Annotated in this window: 13 protein-coding genes; 10 read left to right on the top strand and 3 right to left on the bottom strand. The window is 70.0% G+C overall.

From position 1 onward, the window contains the following. Positions 1-4: 4 nt before the first annotated feature. Together B0I29_RS37875 and B0I29_RS37870 are read left to right on the top strand one after the other, a co-directional pair. Positions 5-1,075, top strand: a complete 1,071-nt coding sequence (locus B0I29_RS37875; protein WP_111653989.1) for a winged helix DNA-binding domain-containing protein — start codon at positions 5-7, stop codon at positions 1,073-1,075. A gap of 60 nt (positions 1,076-1,135) precedes the next feature. Continuing rightward, positions 1,136-2,440 carry a carbohydrate-binding protein gene (locus tag B0I29_RS37870; protein WP_111653988.1) on the top strand — a complete coding sequence of 435 codons (1,305 nt, stop codon included), beginning with the start codon at positions 1,136-1,138 and terminating at the stop codon, positions 2,438-2,440. A gap of 46 nt (positions 2,441-2,486) precedes the next feature. Here B0I29_RS37870 and B0I29_RS37865 read toward each other — a convergent pair whose 3' ends face one another. Continuing rightward, the gene (locus B0I29_RS37865) at positions 2,487-3,608 is read right to left on the bottom strand and encodes an NADAR family protein (RefSeq protein WP_111653987.1); all 1,122 of its coding nucleotides are present in this window, start codon (positions 3,606-3,608) and stop codon (positions 2,487-2,489) included. 58 nt (positions 3,609-3,666) lie between these two features. Between B0I29_RS37865 and B0I29_RS37860 the strand changes: the two genes are divergently transcribed. From B0I29_RS37860 to B0I29_RS45420, 3 genes are all read left to right on the top strand, one after another. Continuing rightward, a complete protein-coding gene (locus tag B0I29_RS37860; protein ID WP_146617033.1) occupies positions 3,667-4,773 on the top strand; it encodes a hypothetical protein in 1,107 nt (368 codons plus the stop codon). A 5-nt stretch (positions 4,774-4,778) separates the two neighbouring features. Then, entirely contained in the window at positions 4,779-5,798 is a 1,020-nt protein-coding gene (locus tag B0I29_RS37855) for an alpha/beta hydrolase-fold protein (RefSeq protein ID WP_181558183.1), read from the top strand. 312 nt (positions 5,799-6,110) lie between these two features. Continuing rightward, on the top strand, positions 6,111-6,599 hold the full coding sequence (locus B0I29_RS45420) for a hypothetical protein (RefSeq protein WP_146617032.1): 489 nt from the start codon (positions 6,111-6,113) through the stop codon (positions 6,597-6,599). Between the two features lie 590 nt (positions 6,600-7,189). Here B0I29_RS45420 and B0I29_RS37850 read toward each other — a convergent pair. Continuing rightward, a complete protein-coding gene (locus B0I29_RS37850; RefSeq protein WP_181558182.1) occupies positions 7,190-11,419 on the bottom strand; it encodes a type VII secretion EssC family protein in 4,230 nt (1,409 codons plus the stop codon). A gap of 107 nt (positions 11,420-11,526) precedes the next feature. On the opposite strand from B0I29_RS37850, the gene B0I29_RS37845 reads away from it, so the two are divergent. The 5 genes from B0I29_RS37845 (at position 11,527) to B0I29_RS37825 (ending at position 16,739) form a co-directional block, all read left to right on the top strand. Then, on the top strand, positions 11,527-13,266 hold the full coding sequence (locus B0I29_RS37845; RefSeq protein ID WP_245973089.1) for an ABC transporter ATP-binding protein: 1,740 nt from the start codon (positions 11,527-11,529) through the stop codon (positions 13,264-13,266). Between the two features lie 10 nt (positions 13,267-13,276). Beyond that, on the top strand, positions 13,277-14,296 hold the full coding sequence (locus B0I29_RS37840) for an ATP-grasp domain-containing protein (RefSeq protein WP_111653984.1): 1,020 nt from the start codon (positions 13,277-13,279) through the stop codon (positions 14,294-14,296). Positions 14,297-14,303: 7 nt separating this feature from the next. Beyond that, positions 14,304-14,555, top strand: coding sequence for a hypothetical protein (locus B0I29_RS37835; RefSeq protein ID WP_111653983.1), 252 nt, complete (start codon positions 14,304-14,306; stop codon positions 14,553-14,555). A 475-nt stretch (positions 14,556-15,030) separates the two neighbouring features. After that, positions 15,031-16,128, top strand: coding sequence for an LLM class flavin-dependent oxidoreductase (locus B0I29_RS37830; protein ID WP_111654059.1), 1,098 nt, complete (start codon positions 15,031-15,033; stop codon positions 16,126-16,128). Next, positions 16,125-16,739 (top strand): FMN reductase, encoded by a 615-nt coding sequence (locus tag B0I29_RS37825; protein WP_111653982.1) that lies wholly within the window; start codon positions 16,125-16,127, stop codon positions 16,737-16,739. The genes B0I29_RS37830 and B0I29_RS37825 overlap by 4 nt, the downstream gene beginning before the upstream one ends. A 107-nt stretch (positions 16,740-16,846) precedes the next feature. Here the strand turns inward: B0I29_RS37825 and B0I29_RS37820 are convergent, their stop codons facing one another. Next, on the bottom strand, positions 16,847-17,692 hold the full coding sequence (locus B0I29_RS37820) for a hypothetical protein (protein ID WP_111653981.1): 846 nt from the start codon (positions 17,690-17,692) through the stop codon (positions 16,847-16,849). Between the last annotated feature and the right edge of the window lie 5 nt (positions 17,693-17,697).

The raw sequence follows: 17,697 nt of genomic DNA, 5'->3' as shown, positions 1-17,697 counted from the left end.
TGTCGTGGAAGCATCTGCGGCACTGAGCCTTCGCCTCTCCTGTCTGGCGCTGGGCGCGCATGAGAAGTCGACGGTGCATGACGTCGTCGAGTGGTTCGGCGCCATGCAGGCCCAAGATCTCAACAGCGTCCTGTGGTCACTCGGTGTGCGTCTTCCCGGCTCGTCGTTGCCATCGATCGTGACCGCGACCGAGGACCGGTCGGTGGTCCGCACCTGGCCGATGCGCGGCACCGTCCACCTCATCCCGTCCGCCGACGCGCACTGGATGCTCGACCTCACCGGCGTCCGCCAGCTCACCGGCGTCGCCAGCCGCTGGGACTACCTCGGCCTCGACGAGAAAACCGCGAACCTCGCGATGGAACTGCTCGCCGCCGCTCTGACGAGCGCCGGCGGCCGCCTGACGCGATCCGGGTGCCTGGGCGCGCTCACCGAGGGCGGCATCGACGTGAGCGGCCAGCGCGGTTACCACCTTCTTTGGTACGCGTCCCAGCGCTCACTGACAGCCATAGCACCGAATTCCGGGGCCGAGCAGACGTTCGTGCTGCTTGATGACTGGGTGCCGTCCCGGTTCACCCCGTCGTCACGGGAGGAGGCTCTCGCACTGCTGGCCACTCGATACTTCCGGTCGCACGGTCCGGCGACGGTGAAGGACTTCGCGGGGTGGACGAGTCTCGGTGTCCGCGACGCGCGGCTCGGGATTTCCGGCGCGGGGCTCGTCGCCGTGGATGTCGACGGTGCCGAGATGTGGGCTTCCCCGGAGCTGCTTGATGCCGGCCCTGTTCGCGGGCGGTGGGCGCTGCCGGGGTTCGACGAGTTCATGCTCGGTTATAAGGACCGGTCGCTGATGGCGACACGCGATCAGCTGGCGAAAGTCGTGCCCGGCAACAACGGCGTGTTCCAGTCGACCCTGGTGGCGGACGGGCGGGTTGTCGGGCTGTGGAAACGGACACTGGGCAAGAAAGCGGTGTCGGTGAGCGTACAGAAGCTCATGGATTTTGATCTTGAGGAGTTCCGTCCGTCGCTGGAGGGATATGCGGGTTATCTCGGGCTGCCGTTAATAGTTAAGAACCCTTGATATTTACGGATGTGAACGCCACTATGTGTGGCACACGTCCGCATGTGTCAGGGAGCCGTTATGGGTGTTCGTCGCGGTCTGGTCGCGCTGGTTGCCGGAGTGGGGGTGGCGCTCGGTGCGGTGATGATCTATTCCCCCGCAGGTCAGGCCGCTGTGGCCTGCTCCTCGACGGTGTGGGCGGAGGGTGTTTCGTATACGGCGGGGCAGCAGGTCACCTATCAGTCGCGGCTCTATCAGGCTCTCGTGACGCACACGGCGTGGGCGGGCACGGGTTGGAACCCGGTCGCGGCGCCGACGTTGTGGAAGGATCTTGGAGCCTGCAGCGGCTCGTCATCGCCGTCGCCTTCTGTTTCGTCTTCTCCCTCGTCATCGCCTTCTGTTTCTCCGTCTGCTTCGCCCTCCACCTCGCAGCCCGCTTGTGCGATCAAGGGCCGGCCGGCCGGCAAGGTGCTGCAGGGTTACTGGGAGAACTGGGACGGCGCCTCCAACGGCGTGCACCCCGGCCTCGGCTGGATCCCGATCAACGACAGCCGGATCACGGCGCACGGCTACAACGTGCTGATGGCCGCGTTCCCGGTGATCCGCTCGGACGGCACGGTCCTCTGGGAGAACGGCATGGACGCCGGCGTGAAGGTGCCGACGCCCGCCGAGATCTGCGCCGCGAAAGCCGCCGGCGCCACCGTGCTGATGTCGATCGGTGGTGCCGCCGCGGGCATCGACCTGAGCTCCAGCGCCGTCGCCGACAAGTTCGTCGCCACGATCGTGCCGATCCTGAAAGCCGGCAACTTCGACGGCATCGACATCGACATCGAGACCGGCCTGACCGGCAGCGGCAGCATCGGCACGCTGTCGGCGTCCCAGGCCAACCTGATCCGGATCATCGACGGGGTGCTCGCCGCGATGCCGTCGAACTTCGGCCTGACGATGGCGCCGGAGACGGCGTATGTCACCGGTGGCAGCGTGGTGTACGGCTCGATCTGGGGCTCCTACCTGCCGATCATCAAGAAGTACCTGGACAACGGCCGTCTCTGGTGGCTGAACATGCAGTACTACAACGGGTCGATGTACGGCTGCTCCGGTGACTCGTACGCCGCCGGAACCGTGCAGGGCTTCACCGTGCAGACCCAGTGCCTGAACAACGGCCTGACCATCCAGGGCACCACCATCAAGATCCCGTACGACAAGCAGGTCCCGGGTCTGCCGGCGCAGTCCGGTGCCGGTGGTGGATATATGACGCCGGCGCTGGTGACCCAGGCGTACAACAGCGTTCCCGGCATCAAGGGCCTGATGACCTGGTCGATCAACTGGGACGGCTCGAAGGGCTGGACCTTCGGCGACACCGTGAAGGCGCTGCAGGGCCGCTGACCGGTTCCGATCAAAAGGGCCGCCCCACCGTCCGGGGCGGCCCTTTTCACAGGATTCCGGCTGCCTCCGCGGCGAGTTCGGATCGGATGACCTCCAGCAGGCGGCCCACCCAGTTGGTCCCGGACCGGCCGCCCCGGCTCCAATAGCGCGCATCCCCCGTGCCGTAGAGGATCCGGTGCTCCCCGGTCGAGAGCAGAGTCGCGGCGATCGCGGGATGCCGCCGGAACTTGTCCCGTAGCAGGACACCCATCACCGCGAGACGCGCGGCCGTCCAGTCATCACGCCTGGGGGCCTCCGCTCCGAGCGAGGCCGCATCCCGCCCTCGCCCGGCCGCGACGATCCGGTCGTGTGCCGCGTCGTCGCTGGTGGACAGCGCCCAGTAGGCATGCGTCACGCTCGGGTACTCCCGCCCCCGATGCACCACGATCGCCGGGTAGTCGTTCTGCAGCACCTCGATGCCCGGCGGATCCGGCCAGCCCTGCGGATACACCGTGTGGCTCACCGTCATCGGCGGTGTCGTCGCCGGACCGTCCGCGCTCTGCCGGGCCGCCCATTGCGCTTCCGCGGGCCGCTGCCTGCGGAAATAGTCCAGGGCGCTCTCCCGGCTCGCCTCGGTCACCGTCAGCTCGGTGCCGGGACGCCGGGCCGGGATCCGCTCACCCGGCTCGGCGAGCAGAATCCGGGCCGGCACGTCGTTGTGGTCCATGTCGCCGAGGAAATAGATCCGCCGGTGCTCGGGAATCGCCAGGTAAGCCGCCCGCGCGGCTTCCAGCCCCGCCGCGGCCGGCGCCTCCGCGTAATCCAGAAAGGCTTCGTAGGCGCGGCGTGACGAGTCCGGCCGCTCGTTGAGGCGATCCACCTCGTCGGCGAGGTCGCCGATCACGAGCTCGGGTGTCAGCCAGGACTCCAGCCGCGCCGGACCAGTAGCCGTGCCCTCGATGATGATCCTCGCGCCCTCGGGCGGCGCCAGGGTCAGGGTGCCGTCGCCGAATGCGGCACCGAGACCGTCGAAATCGGTCGTCGTCCACCGCCAGGCGACGACGCCGTCGGCGTAGACGCCGAGTGTGGTCAGAACGTAGCGATCCTGGTCACGGACGAAGATCAGGCGCTGCCGCCCCCGGACGACATCGTCCTCGACGTTTCGTGAGGTCGGAGTGGTGTCCGGCATGCGGCGAGTCTATCGGCGAAATAGATCCTGTATGGACAGCGGCGTTAAGGTGCCATCGATGCAAGAGTTGATCGAAAGCGCCTCATCCGGCCCGTGGGGCATCATCGTCGGCGCCGCGTTCGGGGTGGTCGCCTCCGTCCTGTTCGAGGACCGCCTGCTCAGGATCCGCCAGGGGACCGCCCGGCGCGCCCGGGTGCTCCGATCGAGGATCCGCCGCACGCTTCCGGAGCAGGCCGACCTGTTCACCCTCGGCCCGCTGCGCACGTCGGTACGCATCATCGAGGGCGACGGCACCCAGGTCATCGACGAGCAGCGGATCCGGGTCATGGTCACCCACCGGCCGGTCGAGGTGCCCGACGAGATCCGGCCGTGGATCGACGAGGTGGCGGCGTTGCAGGAGGTCCGGCGGCAGCGCGGCGAGCCGGCGTTCTGGAACGGCCCGCGCTACGCGGTCGACGGCCTGTCCATCGGCCGGTCACCGCTGAGTGAGCAGCCGGAGATCTGCCTGCGGGTCCGCGAGTCCGACTACTTCACGTTCCTCGCCACCCAGCAGCTCGACCGCCCGCTGCCCGGTGGCGGCACGCTCCGCGGACGATACGTCGACGGGCACGACGCGCCGGTTTTTCTGCGCAACAGCTTCGGCGCCAACGCCGCCCTGATCACCGCGGACGACCAGCTGATCTTCGGTCGCCGCAGCGCCGACGTCGGCACCCGGCCCGGCGCGTGGGGGCCCTCCGCGGCCGAGGCCCTGTCCCGCAACCTGGACTCGGACGGCCGGTCCGCTCCCGAGCTGTACCGGCTCATGCGCCGCGGGATCCTCGAGGAACTCGCCCTGGAACCGGACGAGTACCTGCTCGAAATGCTCTCGTTCTTCATCGACACCGAACTCCAGCAGTGGGGCAGCGCCTTCGTCGGGTCGCTGCGGTCGGTGACCGCCGAGGAACTCCTCGCCCGCCGGTCCCGGGGCGCGCCGGACAAGTGGGAGAGCGAAGAGCTGCGGATGGTGCCGTTCCAGATCGGTCCGGTGCTGCGGTTCATCGCTGACGGGCACCGCACCGGCGACCTGGTCCCTGCTCTGCCGGTGGTCGCATACATGGCCCTGGTGCACCGGTTCGGGCGGCGCGCTGTCGAACGGGCCGCCGCGAAGCTGCTCCGCAATGGTTGACTCGGATGATGTTCAGTGAACTCGCCGGAACTCTGCACCAGGAGACCATCGACTCGGTTCTGCTGAGGGACAACCCGCTCGGCGACCCGCACGTCCGCCCGCTCTGGGTCTACACCCCGCCTGGGTACGCCTCGACCGACGAGCGTTATCCCGCGATCTACGTGATCCAGGGGTACTCCGGCCAGGTCGAGATGTGGGGCAACCGCCAGGCGTTCCGCCAGCCGTTCCTGGTCACCGCCGACCAGGTCTTCGCCCAGGACCACGCGCCCGGTTGCATTCTCGTCTTCGTCGACGCGTGGACGGCGTACGGCGGCTCCCAGTTCGTCGACTCGCCCGGCACCGGGAAGTACCACTCGTACCTCTGCGACGAGGTCGTCCCCTGGGTCGACGCCCGTTTCCGGACGATCGCCGACCGCGAATCCCGCGCCATCTCCGGCAAATCCTCCGGCGGCTTCGGCGCGATGATCACCCCAATGCTGCGCCCCGATCTGTTCGGCGCGCTCGCCACCCACGCCGGCGACGCCCTTTACGAATACTGTTACCTCAACGAATTCGCGAAATCCGCCCGAGCCCTGCGCGAATACGACCACGACATCCTGAAATGGTGGGACGACTTCCGTTCCCGGATCGCCCTCACCAAAGAACACGACATGTCATTGACGCTGCTCCTGGGCTGCACGGCGGCCTTCTCCGCCGACCCGGACGGCACACCCCGCCTGCCGTTCGACCCGCGCTCCGGCCAGATCATCCCGGAACTCTGGGACCGCTGGCTGGCCTGGGACCCGATCCGCATGATCGACCGCTACACCGCCGAATTGCGCTCCCTGCGCGCCGTCTGGATCGACGCCGGAACCCGCGACGAATGGTTCCTCGACCTGGGCGCCGAAGCCTTCAACGACGGCCTGAACCGCATTGGCCTCCCGCCGGAACGCGTCAACTTCGAACTGTTCCCGGCCTCGCACGGCGGCATCGACTACCGCTACCCCCTGGCCGTCACATGGCTGGCCCACCGCCTCCAACGCTGAAAACCCCGCCGCCGGTCACCCCGATCCCACCGCCCAAGCTCCCCCTCGGGTACGCCCAAAGCCCTCCAGCCTCCACCAAAGCCCCCAGAACCGGTGGCGTGGCCCGTCCTAGCGTGTCGTTTTCCGGTTCGGTGGGGCGTGGCCCGTTCCCGCGTGTCGATTTCTGGTTCTGGTTCTGGTTCTGGTTCGCCCGGCGTCCCGGCCCGACACGCTCGGCGCGCCTGCACGCTGCGGTGGCACCCGCGACGGGAAAGCGGCAATGTGACACACGGAGAGCTTCGCCTCGACCACTCAGCGTGTCAGTGTTGACGGGTGACGCCGCCGCTACCGGAAGCCGGAGCCCGGCCACCCGCGCCCGGACCACTTCCGGTCCGCCGCCACCTGGTGGCCCTGCCCCGCGGCCGCCCACACGCCACCGCGCCGCAGCCGTCCACCGCGTCTCAGTCACCCGCCGCGTCGCCGCTGTCTACCGTGTCTCCGCTGCTCGCCGCGTCCTCGCTGTCCACCGTGCCGCAACCGCTTGCCGCATCTCTGCTGCTCAGCGTGCCCGCGTACCCCGTCGCGCCGGAGCTCGCCCGGCGGCATCTCATCCTCCTGCCCCGAGTACGCCCGCCAACCCTGAACCGCCCCACCGTGCCGATCCCGCACCACCCACGGCCAACGGTCCCCATTACATCGGGGCTGGAGTACGGTCCCGCATCCCGACGGGACCTGCGCCCCACGGTCGCCGTCGTCGCAGCGCTCCTCACCCTGCTCGCCCTCTGCGGAGGAGCACTGATGACACTCGCCACCGCTCTGTAGCCCGCCGAAGCCCCTAGTCCTTCGCCGCCCCATCGCCCAGACAAGCCGCCCGCCACAGCACCGCCGACGCCGGACCGCCGACACCGGACCACCGACACCCGGACCGCCGACGCCGGCACCGCCGTCACGGAGGGTGCGTGTCGGGCAAGGTGTGCTGTCGTTGGCGGCCGGATCTTGGAAACCTGTGGGTGCTCTGACCCCCACAAGTTTCCATAAAGCCAGCACGCTGCACCTTTGTGGTAGCAGCGCGTCACCGCGGCGCGCGGTCCACCCGAATTCGACACGCAGCCCGGCGGCCTTCCCGGCAACTCGTGACTTTGCGGTTGATCGGGCGGCCAAACCGCACAAGATCGGTGCTAGCCACCGCCACCGCCGAGATCCAGGCATCTAACAGCCGTCACACAGGCTGAAGTCACCTAGATCGCGACGGCCTGACCGTCCGGCGAGCTACCACCCGCCAACTCCACGGTCGCCCCGCCAACGACTCCACGGTCACGGCTCCAAAGCCGCCCCGGCGATGACCATCCAGCCGACGACTCCCCACCACCCGACCAACGACCTCACCACCACCCCGACCAACGACCTCCCCACTAAGCGACCCCCGCGACCTGCGCGATATCCCACTCCCCGTTGTGCACCAGATATCCCCGCCCCACCCCGATCCTCACCGGCGCCCGCCGCGGCAACGTAACCCCCAGCAGATCCCCGTCCAGGTCAACATTCGGCCGCAGCAACAACCCCGCCTTGGACCGCCGCACCACCTGAGTCCAATGCCCGTACAAACTCCGCAGAGCATCGGCCCGCCCCGCCACCACGAAATGCAGATCCGGCAGCCCAGCCCCGAGCAACCCGCCCAGAGCCCCGTCAGCGTCGTCGAACCCCTCGGCATCGTCGACCAGCAGAACCGCCGGCCCGGAAACACCCCGCAACGACGCCAGCAGAGCGGCCGCCGGCCCGCCACCGACGGCGAACGCATCCAGCAACCCGCAGTCCCGCAACGGCGACCGCCGCCCGCCGATCCCCGCCACGTGAGCCCGTCCCCGCAGAACCTCGGCCACCGCCAGCAGAGCCGTACTCTTCCCGCACCGGGCCGGCCCCGCGATCAACGCGTGATCACCCTCGTAGAGCACCAGCGAAGCCGTCCCCAGATCCGACTCCCGGACCCCGATCGGCAACCGCCAGGGCTCACCGGCAACGACCGGATCAGGCAGATCACCGACCGCCACCGACGACGGCAGCACCCCGATCCGAGCCGCGACCCGGGGCCCGTCCGGGTACTTGGCGGCCACCAGGCCCGCCATTCCCGCGGACGACGGCGACGGCTTACCGACTTGCGCCTGCAACCCTGACGGCAACGCCACGAACCGCCCCGGCACCCGAGCCGGCACATCCTTGCGCGTCAGCCCGGCCTGCACATAGTCATAGGGATCCGGCAGCCGGTAGAGCCACCGCTGAGTGGTGACCGACGTCCACGCCGCCGGCACGCTGCTGAACCGATCAGCCGTCACCGCGAACCAGATACCCGCCGCGGTCCCGTCCGCGTACAACCGGGTGACCAGATCCATGATCGCAAGCCCGTCGACGTCGTCGAACTCGGCGCGCATCGCGGACAGATTGTCGATCAGCACGAGCAACGGGCGGCGCGGCGGCCCACCCGAACGCCGCAGATCCAGCTCACCCCGCAGATGCCGGACGAGCCGCACCTGCCGTTCCCGATCATCAGCCGCGATCACCGCCCCGGCATGCGGAAGCGTGTCCAGAACCGCGAGATCCCCGGTCCCGTAGTCCACCGCGTAGATCTCCAGTTCATCAGGCGCCCGCGCCACCGCCAGGCTGAGCGCCAGCGCGATCAGCGTCGTCGTGGTCCCGCTACCGGTGATCCCGAACAGCAGCAGATTCCCCGCCGCCGGATCCCACCCGACCGGAACCTGCCGCTGGTTGTCCGGATCATCAGCGAGCGCTACGACAGCCCGCACATCCGACGGCACCAGCGTCGCCAGGTCGAGGTCACCGCCGAGCGGTTCCGGCCACGGCCGGTGCGGTGCCGGCATCCCGTTCGCCGCCTCCGCGACGGCGTCGACCAGCCGCGCCAGGTCCGTGCGGCTCGATCCCGCTGCCGCGCCAGCGGCGGCGTCCGTTCCGGACACCTCAGGGGTACGCGTACCAGCACTCTCCCCGAACGTAAAAGGCTCCACCGACACGGGCGAGTCGTCCCCACCGCCGGACGCCGTGGTGACCAGCGCCGTCTGGATGGGCACGACCTCACCGGGCCCGAGCCGCACATACGCCCGCCCGGGCAGCAGGCGGCTCAGCTCGGCGGCGTCGCGTACCCCGATGACGTCGACCGAGTCGGCGGCGTCCTGCACCCGCAGCGCCACCCGCAGGTTGGTATTGGTTCTGATGTTGTCGTTGACCGCGCCGGACGGCCGCTGGGTGGCCAGGATCAGATGCACGCCGAGCGTCCGCCCGCGTTGCGCGATCCCGACCAGCGCGGTGAGGAAGTCCGGCAGTTCCTTGGCCATCGTGGCGAACTCGTCGATCACCACGACGAGCCGGGGCATCGGCTCGGTGTCGGCGGCGCCGCTGCGGACGTACTCGATGAGGTTGTCGGCGCGCACCTCCCGCAGCCGGCGCTCGCGGCGCCGCAGTTCCGCCTCCAGAGCGCGCAGCGCGCGTTCGCCGAGCTGTTCGTCGAGGTCGGTGACGAGGCCGACGGTGTGCGGCAGGCGTGAGCACTCGTCGAACGCGGCCCCGCCCTTGTAGTCCATCAGCACGAACGTGAGGTGCTGCGGATCGGCGTTGGTGGCGAGCGCGGCGACCAGGCTGCGCAGCAGTTCGCTCTTGCCGGAGCCGGTGGTACCGCCGATCAGGCCGTGCGGCCCGTCCCGGATCAGGTCGAGGGTGAACACGCCGCGATCGGTCATGCCGAGCGGCGCGGCGAGGGCGAGCGGGTCGGCGCGCTGCCAGCGTTCCCGGATGGCCGTCGCGTCGATGCCGGCCAGCCCGAGCATCGGCAGCAGCCGCACCCCGTCGGGGATCCCGGCACCGGTACGCCGCAACTCCGGGTCGTCGAACCGGGCCAGATGCCGCGCACAGGCTCGAGCTTCGACGGGGGACAGCCCGGCGAGCAGCACGTTCTCCACAGCGGTGCCGTCAGCCGGCCGGCGTACGGTGGCGTCGCCGTCCGGACCCAGGATCTCGATCACCGTGTCGCAGGCGGCCGGCAGCCGGTCCGGGGTGGACGCGAGCACGATGCCGGCGACCGGCACCGGGGGATCGGCCTGTCCGAACACGCTGGTCTTGCGAACGCGGGCCGCGTTCAGCAGGTCCCGTCCCGGGGCGTGCACCCCCTCGGTCAGCACGTCCGAGTCGAGCACGACCAGGGCGGTTCCGGCCGCGCCGCCGGCGGCCAGCTGCCGGAGCATGGCGTCGCTGCGGTCCCGCCGGTGCGACAGCCACTGCCCGCTGTCGTCACCGAGCCGGGTGTGCGGCAGCCACTTGCACCAATCCCATCCGGGTTCGCGGCCGTCGTCGGCGAAGACACCGATCGTCAGGTCGGCCGGCCCGTGGTGGACGGCCGCCTGGCAGAGCAGGCTGCGGGCCACGGCGAGGGCGGCGGCCCGGTCACCGGCGATGCCGACCACCCCGCCATGGTTCAGCCGGACCTCGACCGGGGCGGCCGGCAGGCGTACCGCGTCGATCCGTTCGGTGACCGCCTCCGGCATCGGGCCGCCCTCGGCGCGTACCGGTGGCTTCCACGTCAGCGCGGCGATCCCGGCGTTGAGCAGCAGGTAGTCCTCGTGGTGCGGGCGGCGTTCCCACAGCCGGGTGCTGGGCAGTTCGGCGCGGCGCAGCGTCTCGGCGGGGTCGGCCAGGATGTGCCGCAGCCGGTCGCGCTCGGCCGCCCCGGCGTCGGCCATCCGGGTGTCGAGCTCGTCGAGGCCCTCGGCGAACTTCTTCTTCCCCTCGGCGGACTCCTTGCGGTTGCGCCGCCGCGACTCCAGGTACGTGCCGATCCCGATCAGCGGCGACAGCAGCGCGAACAGCCCGAACCGCAGATCCCGGGTGATCGCCACCATCAGCACCGCGATCACCAGCGGCCCGAGCGTCGACGCCACGCTGAAGTGCGCCTTGGACGGCTCCTTCGGCTCGGCCGGCGCGGTCGTCTCGGCGGGCAGCGGCGGCGGTGCGGTACGCGGTGGCCGGTTGAACGACACGGTCCCGCCCCGGCCCAGATGCCGCCGCAGGTCCAGCCCGGCCGGCCGGTCCGCGTCACCGGCCCGGCGCACCGCGAGCGCCACGGCACCGACCTCGACGACGTCACCGGGCGCGAGCGAGGCGGGTTCGGACACCCGCACCCCATTGATGTGTACGCCGTTGGCGGCACCCAGATCACCGACCGTCACGCCGTCCGGCGCCACGGTGAGCACACAGTGTTCCCGCGACACGGTCTCGTCGTCGAGGCGGATCGCGGCCTGCGGACTCCGGCCCACCAGCCACTGCCCGGGCGGCAGCGGAAACACCCGCCCGGCGCTCAGCCCCGCGACGGTGACCGCCGTGAAGTCCGCCGGCGGGTCCTGCCGCGCGAGGTGCCCGGAGGCCGCGCCGAGCACGGCGCCCTCGTGCAGCCCCGACTCGGCGATCGGCGTGACCGTCTCCACCGGCCGCCCGTCGATCACCGCGAGCCCGGGGTCGGGTGCTCCGAGCGTACGAAAGAGGTCCGCAAGGGTGGCGTCCCGGCTGCGTGGGCGAACCGCGACCTCGACCCCCGCAAGGCCCGGAGGGCCTGCCTCGCCACCCGGCGCAAAGATGATGTGCACGACCACCCCGCCCTCGTCGTGAGGACCAGGCTAACCGGAGATATCCATTCAGGTGGATGTTGATCGCCGGGCGCCGCCGGGTCGCGCGGGAACAGTAGTGTTCCATTGTGGCCATCTCGGAGCCCACCCGACTGCGTACCCTCCTCGCCTACCTGCGCCCGCACCGCCGCACCATGCTGTTCGGCCTGGTTCTCGGCCTGATCGGTAACGCGGCCGGCCTCGCCACTCCGCTGGTCACCAAGTGGGTGCTCGACTCGTTCGGCGGCGGCCTCGACCTGCGCGCCCCGATCGGCACGCTGCTGGTCCTGGTGATCGCCGGCTCGGTGATCACGCTCTGGCAGTGGATCCTGATGGGCCGGCTCGCGCAGCGCATCGTGCTCGACGCCCGCACATCGATCATCAAGCGCTATTTCCAGGCCCGCATCCACGACATCCAGCGCCGCTCGACCGGCGAGCTCGTCACCCGGGTCACCTCGGACACCGGTCTGCTGCACGAGGCGTCCGGCAGCATCGTCGGCCTGATCAACGCGAGTGTCGGGCTGGCCGGCACGATCGTACTCATGGGTGTTCTTGATCTGACCCTGCTCGGCTGCACCCTGGCCTCGGTGATCGTGGTCGCGATCCTGATGACCCGGTTGCTGCCGCGGATCGGTGCGGCACAGACCGCCGCGCAGGAGTCGGTCGGCCAGCTCGGCGCGAACCTCGAAGGCGCCCTGCGCGCGATCCGCACGGTCAAGGCGAGCCGCGCGGAGCAGCGCCAGAGCGACCGGATCGTCGGCAACGCCCAGGACGCGGCCGAGCACGGCTTCCGCGCCGCCAAGATCTCCGCCGCGGTGTGGACGATCTCCTGGTCCGGCATCAACTTCGCGATCATCCTGATCCTCGCGGTCGGCGCCTGGCGCGCCAGCGAAGGCCTGCTGCAGGTGTCCGCGCTGGTGGCGTTCCTGCTCTACGTCTTCCAGCTGATGGGCCCGATCAGCGAGCTCACCCAGAACCTGACGGCCCTCCAGGCCGGGATCGCGGCCGCGGGCCGCATCAACGAACTCAACGACATCGTGGCCGAGCAGGGCGACTCGCCGCCGGCTCCTTCAGGGGTACGCACGAACGGCCCCGTCCTCGAGTTGCGCAACGTGTCGGCGAGCTACGGCCCGGACGCCCCGCAGGCCGTCACCGGCATCGACCTGGAGATCCCCCGCCGTGGCCACCTGGCGATCGTCGGCCCGTCCGGCGCCGGCAAGACCACAGTGTTCTCGCTGCTGCTGCGCTTCCTCGAACCGGTGAACGGCGAGATCCTGCTGGACGGCAGCCCCTACGCGGACTACTCCCACCAGCAGGTCCGCGCCCGCCTGGCCTATGTGGAGCAGGAGACCCCGGTGGTCCCCGGCACGATCGCCGAGAACCTGCGCTACACCCACCCGGACGCCACTGACGACGAGCTGCTCACGGCCCTGCGCGCGGTCCGCCTGGACGACAAGATCAACGAGCTGCCGGACGGGGTGGAGACGTCCCTGAACTCCACGGACCTCTCCGGCGGCCAGCGGCAACGGATCGCCCTGGCCCGCGCCCTGCTCCGTACCCCTGACGTCCTGCTGCTGGACGAGGCCACCGCCCAGGTCGACGGCCTGACCGAGGCGGCGGTCCAGGATTGCGTACGCGCCCGGGCCTCGACCGGCGCCGTGGTGACGATCGCCCACCGCCTGTCCACCGTCCTGGACGCCGACCGCATCGTGGTCATGGAGAACGGCCGCATCCGCGCGACCGGAACCCACCCCGAGCTGTACGCCACCGACGACCTCTACCGCCGCCTGGTCGAGGCGTTGCGGATAGCGGCGTCAGTCCCGGCCTGACCTTCCCTTCGTGGCAAGGGTCGCCGTGATCGGCCGGCTGGACGGCGAGGAGCGCGCGAAGCTGGCGCTGTTCGCGTGTGCGTTGCGGCAGGCCGGCCACGCCCCGGTCATTGTCGACGCGGAGCTGTTCCGGGCCGGCCTCTGCTTCTATGCCGACGGGTCGGTCCGGTGCTCACCGGGCGCCGTGGTCCAGACCGTCGCGCGCCTGGAGGGCCACCACCGGCTGCTGGACGGCACACCCGCGGTGGCAGTGGCCACCGCCGTCCCGCTGATCACGGCCGGCGGCGGGGGAGCGGCCGGCGCTGTCCGGGTGGACGCTGTCCTGATCGACGCTGTTTTGATCGACGCTGTCCTGATCGACGCGATCGACATCGACCGGAGGCTGGAGTTCGAAGGGCTGTACCGGCAGGTGGGCACCATCCCCTGGGAGTCGGTCCTGAACGTGACCTTCAAAAACCGGACCCGCCACCTGCTCGACGGCCACCTCCCACAGCCGAGGTGGGCCGTGGCAACCCCCGGCGACGATCCGTCGCTGGTGAGGCACGGTGTCAGCGAGGGCGACGTATGGGTGAAATCCCCGAACGACACCCACGGCCGAGGCGTCCACTTCGTAGCCCACGGCGAGGGCATCGACAAGCCGGTGCGGTCCGCGATGCGCGACACCCCCGACGGCCGTCTGTGCCTGATCGAAGAGGACATCCACCCGCTCTCCCGCGCCGGTCGAGCGGATCTGTCGGTCACTGTCGTCGGTGGGCGGGCGGTCCACGCGGTCTGGCGCTTCCACCACGAGCGGCGCGCACCCACGAACAGCGCCCACGGCGGCTGGTCGGTGGCCGCCGACGTGGCGTCCCTCCCGGCCGCCACCCGAGAGCTCGCCGAGCAGGCCCTGACAGCCGCAGGCCTCACCTACGGCAGCGCCGACCTCTTCGGCGCCACGATCGGCGAACTCAACCTGCAACCCGGCGGCCACAGCCCCGGCTTCCTCGAACGAGTGGTCACACCCCTGGTGGCAGCCCTCCGCGTCCGATAATGCGGGGGTGCTGATCGGTCGGCTGGCGAGGGCGGCGGCCCTCGCGTGCTCCGGAGCCGTGGTGGCCCTTGCCCAGCTTCATCTCCCCGACGAGAGCTTCTGGACCCACCGCGAGTGGCTCCAATGGACGGCCGTCACGATGGCGGCCGGCCTGGTGCTCTACGAGGCCGCTGAGACGACCGTCGGCCTGGCCAGGCCGACGAGTCGGCCGCGATGGAGTCCCACCTGGCAGAGGTCGGCGGCGGCATCACCCGGCTGATCCGGACGCTCGCCCTGGACCCGGCTGCCTCCGCGCGGACCCGGCCGCCGGCCGCTGGTTCTTCTCGTCACCGGCCGGGACCCCTCCGGGGCCGGCTGGGACGCGGTCTCGGCTGAGGTCCGGGACTTCGGGGAGAAAGCGGTGCGTGACGCGTTGGCCTCCAGGGAGCGCGGGCTCTTCGAGGACGACCAGCCGTAGGCCCTTCAAGGGGGCGTCCTGGCGCAACCCCGCGCATGGCCGGATGCCGGCCCTGCGGCCGCGACCCGGCAGTCAGGTCGCGGGGACTGGCACGGTTGCTCCTCTTGAATCGTACTAAATCCTGAAAGATTGACCACCGCTCAGCCGCAGCCGATAAAGGTGTGACCCCCGCCGCAGCGGAAGTTGTTTGAATCTGAAATAGTTTTGGCGTCAAGGAAGTTGTGCAGGTCAGATCGGGACGATGAAAGCCCCGGCCGGAGAGCACCAGGAGCGGGTCATGCAGTTCGGAATCTTCTCAGTTTCAGACATCACCACCGACCCCACCACCGGGCACACCCCGACCGAAGCCGAGCGCATCAAGGACATCGTCACGATCGCGAAGCACGCGGAGGAGGTGGGGCTGGACGTCTTCGCGCTCGGTGAGCACCACAACGAGCCGTTCTTCTCGTCCTCGCCGACCACGACGCTGGCCTACATCGCCGCGCAGACCAAGACTCTGCAGCTCAGCACGGCGACCACGCTGATCACCACGAACGACCCGGTGAAGATCGCCGAGGACTTCGCGATGCTGCAGCATCTCGCCGACGGCCGCGTCGACCTCACGCTGGGTCGCGGAAACACCGGGCCGGTCTACCCCTGGTTCGGCAAGGACATCCGCGCCGGCATCCCGCTGGCGCTGGAGAACTACGCGCTGCTGAACAAGCTGTGGCGCGAGCACACCGTCGACTGGCAGGGCAAGTTCCGCACACCGCTGCAGGGCTTCACCTCGACGCCGCGTCCGCTCGACGAGGTGCCGCCGTTCGTCTGGCACGGCTCAATCCGCAGCCCGGAGATCGCTGAGCAGGCCGCCTACTACGGCGACGGCTTCTTCGCGAACCACATCTTCTGGCCGGCGTCGCACACCCAGCGGATGGTCCAGCTGTACCGCCAGCGCTTCGAGCACTACGGCCACGGCTCCGCGGACCAGGCCATCGTCGGCCTCGGCGGCCAGGTCTTCATGAACAAGAACAGTCAGGACGCGGTCAAGCAGTTCCGCCCCTACTTCGACAACGCCCCCGTCTACGGCCACGGCCCGACCCTCGAGGACTTCACCCGCGAGACGCCGCTGACCGTCGGCAGCCCGCAGCAGGTCATCGACCGCACGCTCGGCTTCCGGGAGTACGTCGGCGACTACCAGCGCCAGCTGTTCCTGATGGACCACGCCGGCCTGCCGCTCAAGATGGTCCTGGAGCAGCTCGACCTGCTCGGTTCCGAGGTCGTGCCGGTGCTCCGCAAGGAGTTCGCCGCCCTCAAGCCGGCCCACGTGCCGGACGCGCCGACGCACGCTTCCCGGGTGGCCGCTCGCGACAGCAAGAAGGACGAGGTCAACGCATGAAACCCCGCAAGCTCGTCGTCATCAGCTCGGGCCTGAGCCAGCCGTCGTCGACCCGCCTGCTCGCGGACCAGTTGTCCGCGGCGGCGGTCGGCGCCGCCGCCCGGCTCGGCGTGAACCTCGACGTCCAGGTGATCGAACTCCGCGACCTGGCCCACGAGATCACCGACAACATGCTGACCGGTTTTGCTCCCGCCGCGCTCAAGCAGTCGCAGGAAGCGGTCACCGCGGCGGACGCCCTGATCGTGGTGACACCGGTGTTCAGTGCCAGTTACAGCGGCCTGTTCAAGTCCTTCATCGACGTCCTCGACAAGGACGCCCTGGTCGACAAGCCGGTCCTGCTCGCCGCAACGGCCGGCACCGCGCGCCACTCGCTGGTCATCGAGCACGCGCTGCGGCCACTGTTCGCCTACATGCGGGCGTCGATCCTGCCCACCGGCGTCTTCGCCGCCAGCGACGACTGGGGCGCCAACTCCGTCGAAGGCCCCCTGCGCGGCCGCATCGACCGCGCCGCCGCCGAACTCGCCCGCGAGGTCGAACGCCGCGAACCCGCGGTGGTCACCGACCCGTTCGCCCTCACCAGCAACTTCGAGGACATGCTCAAAAACCTCTAAAACCTTTTTGGTACGCGTAACCGTACGTGCTCCGAGAGTCCGGCAGCGGCCTGGTCACCACACCAGGCCGCTGCGCCCGTTTCGCTACCGGTGCATGGTTGCGCTCTTCAGCCAAGAGCGCCGGTGAACTGCGCCGGCGCCGTGATGCTCGGCTCGCTGAGCAGCCGGCCGATCTCCGCGGCCCGTTCGCCGAGGGCGTCCCTCAGCGCGGCGGCCAGCTCGGCGTCCGATGCGCCGATCCCGCCGGCCAGCGCGAGGACCGCCGGCTCCGGCCGGTTACCGGCGGCGCGGGCCGCGCCGTACGTCTGCTGGAGATACGACGTGGCCGACCAGTGCGTGTTCGGCGAGCCGTCCTTCTCCCGCATCCCCGGCGGCGCGGTGATCACGTCGTCGGTGGTGAGCACCGCCGAGCAGAGCGCCGCCCGGACGTCCCGGTCGCGCAGCAGCGCCAGGAACTCGGCCTTGGTCATCGTCGTGTCCTCCTGCTTCTCGGCCGTCGGGGTCAGCAAGCCCCACGGGCCGGTGTCGTTCTCGGCGGCGGTCGTGTACCGGGCGGAGAAGTGCGCGTGCTCGGTGTGCGGGCTGGGCCCGGTGTAGGCCCGTTCACTCCACCCCCAGCTCCGCGACCAGATCCGCCGCCGGTAGATGACGTTCTGCAGCCGATCGTCGCGCCCGGCCCGGTGCCGGCCCACGACGGTCTCCACCACACGTTCCATCGACCACCCGTCCGGCCACGGCCCCGACGAGTCCACGTCGACGGCGTGCACCTCGTTGACCCGGTCGGAGTCCCGGTCCCGCAGAACGGTCGAGTCCTCATCCGGCGTGTGATCACTCGACGAGGCGTGCCCGGCGTCGCCGACCGCCCCGTCCGTCCGCTTGTCCCGCCCGGGAGCGAGCCGATCGAGTTCACCCCGCAGCGAGAGCAGGCAGGGAATCAATTTCCAATCCGTCACCACAC

Source organism: Actinoplanes lutulentus, assembly GCF_003259845.1.
GTDB classification, from domain to species: domain Bacteria; phylum Actinomycetota; class Actinomycetes; order Mycobacteriales; family Micromonosporaceae; genus Actinoplanes; species Actinoplanes lutulentus.
The sequence above is the reverse complement of the archived record's forward strand: the minus strand, read 5'-3'. Positions and strand labels throughout refer to the sequence as shown.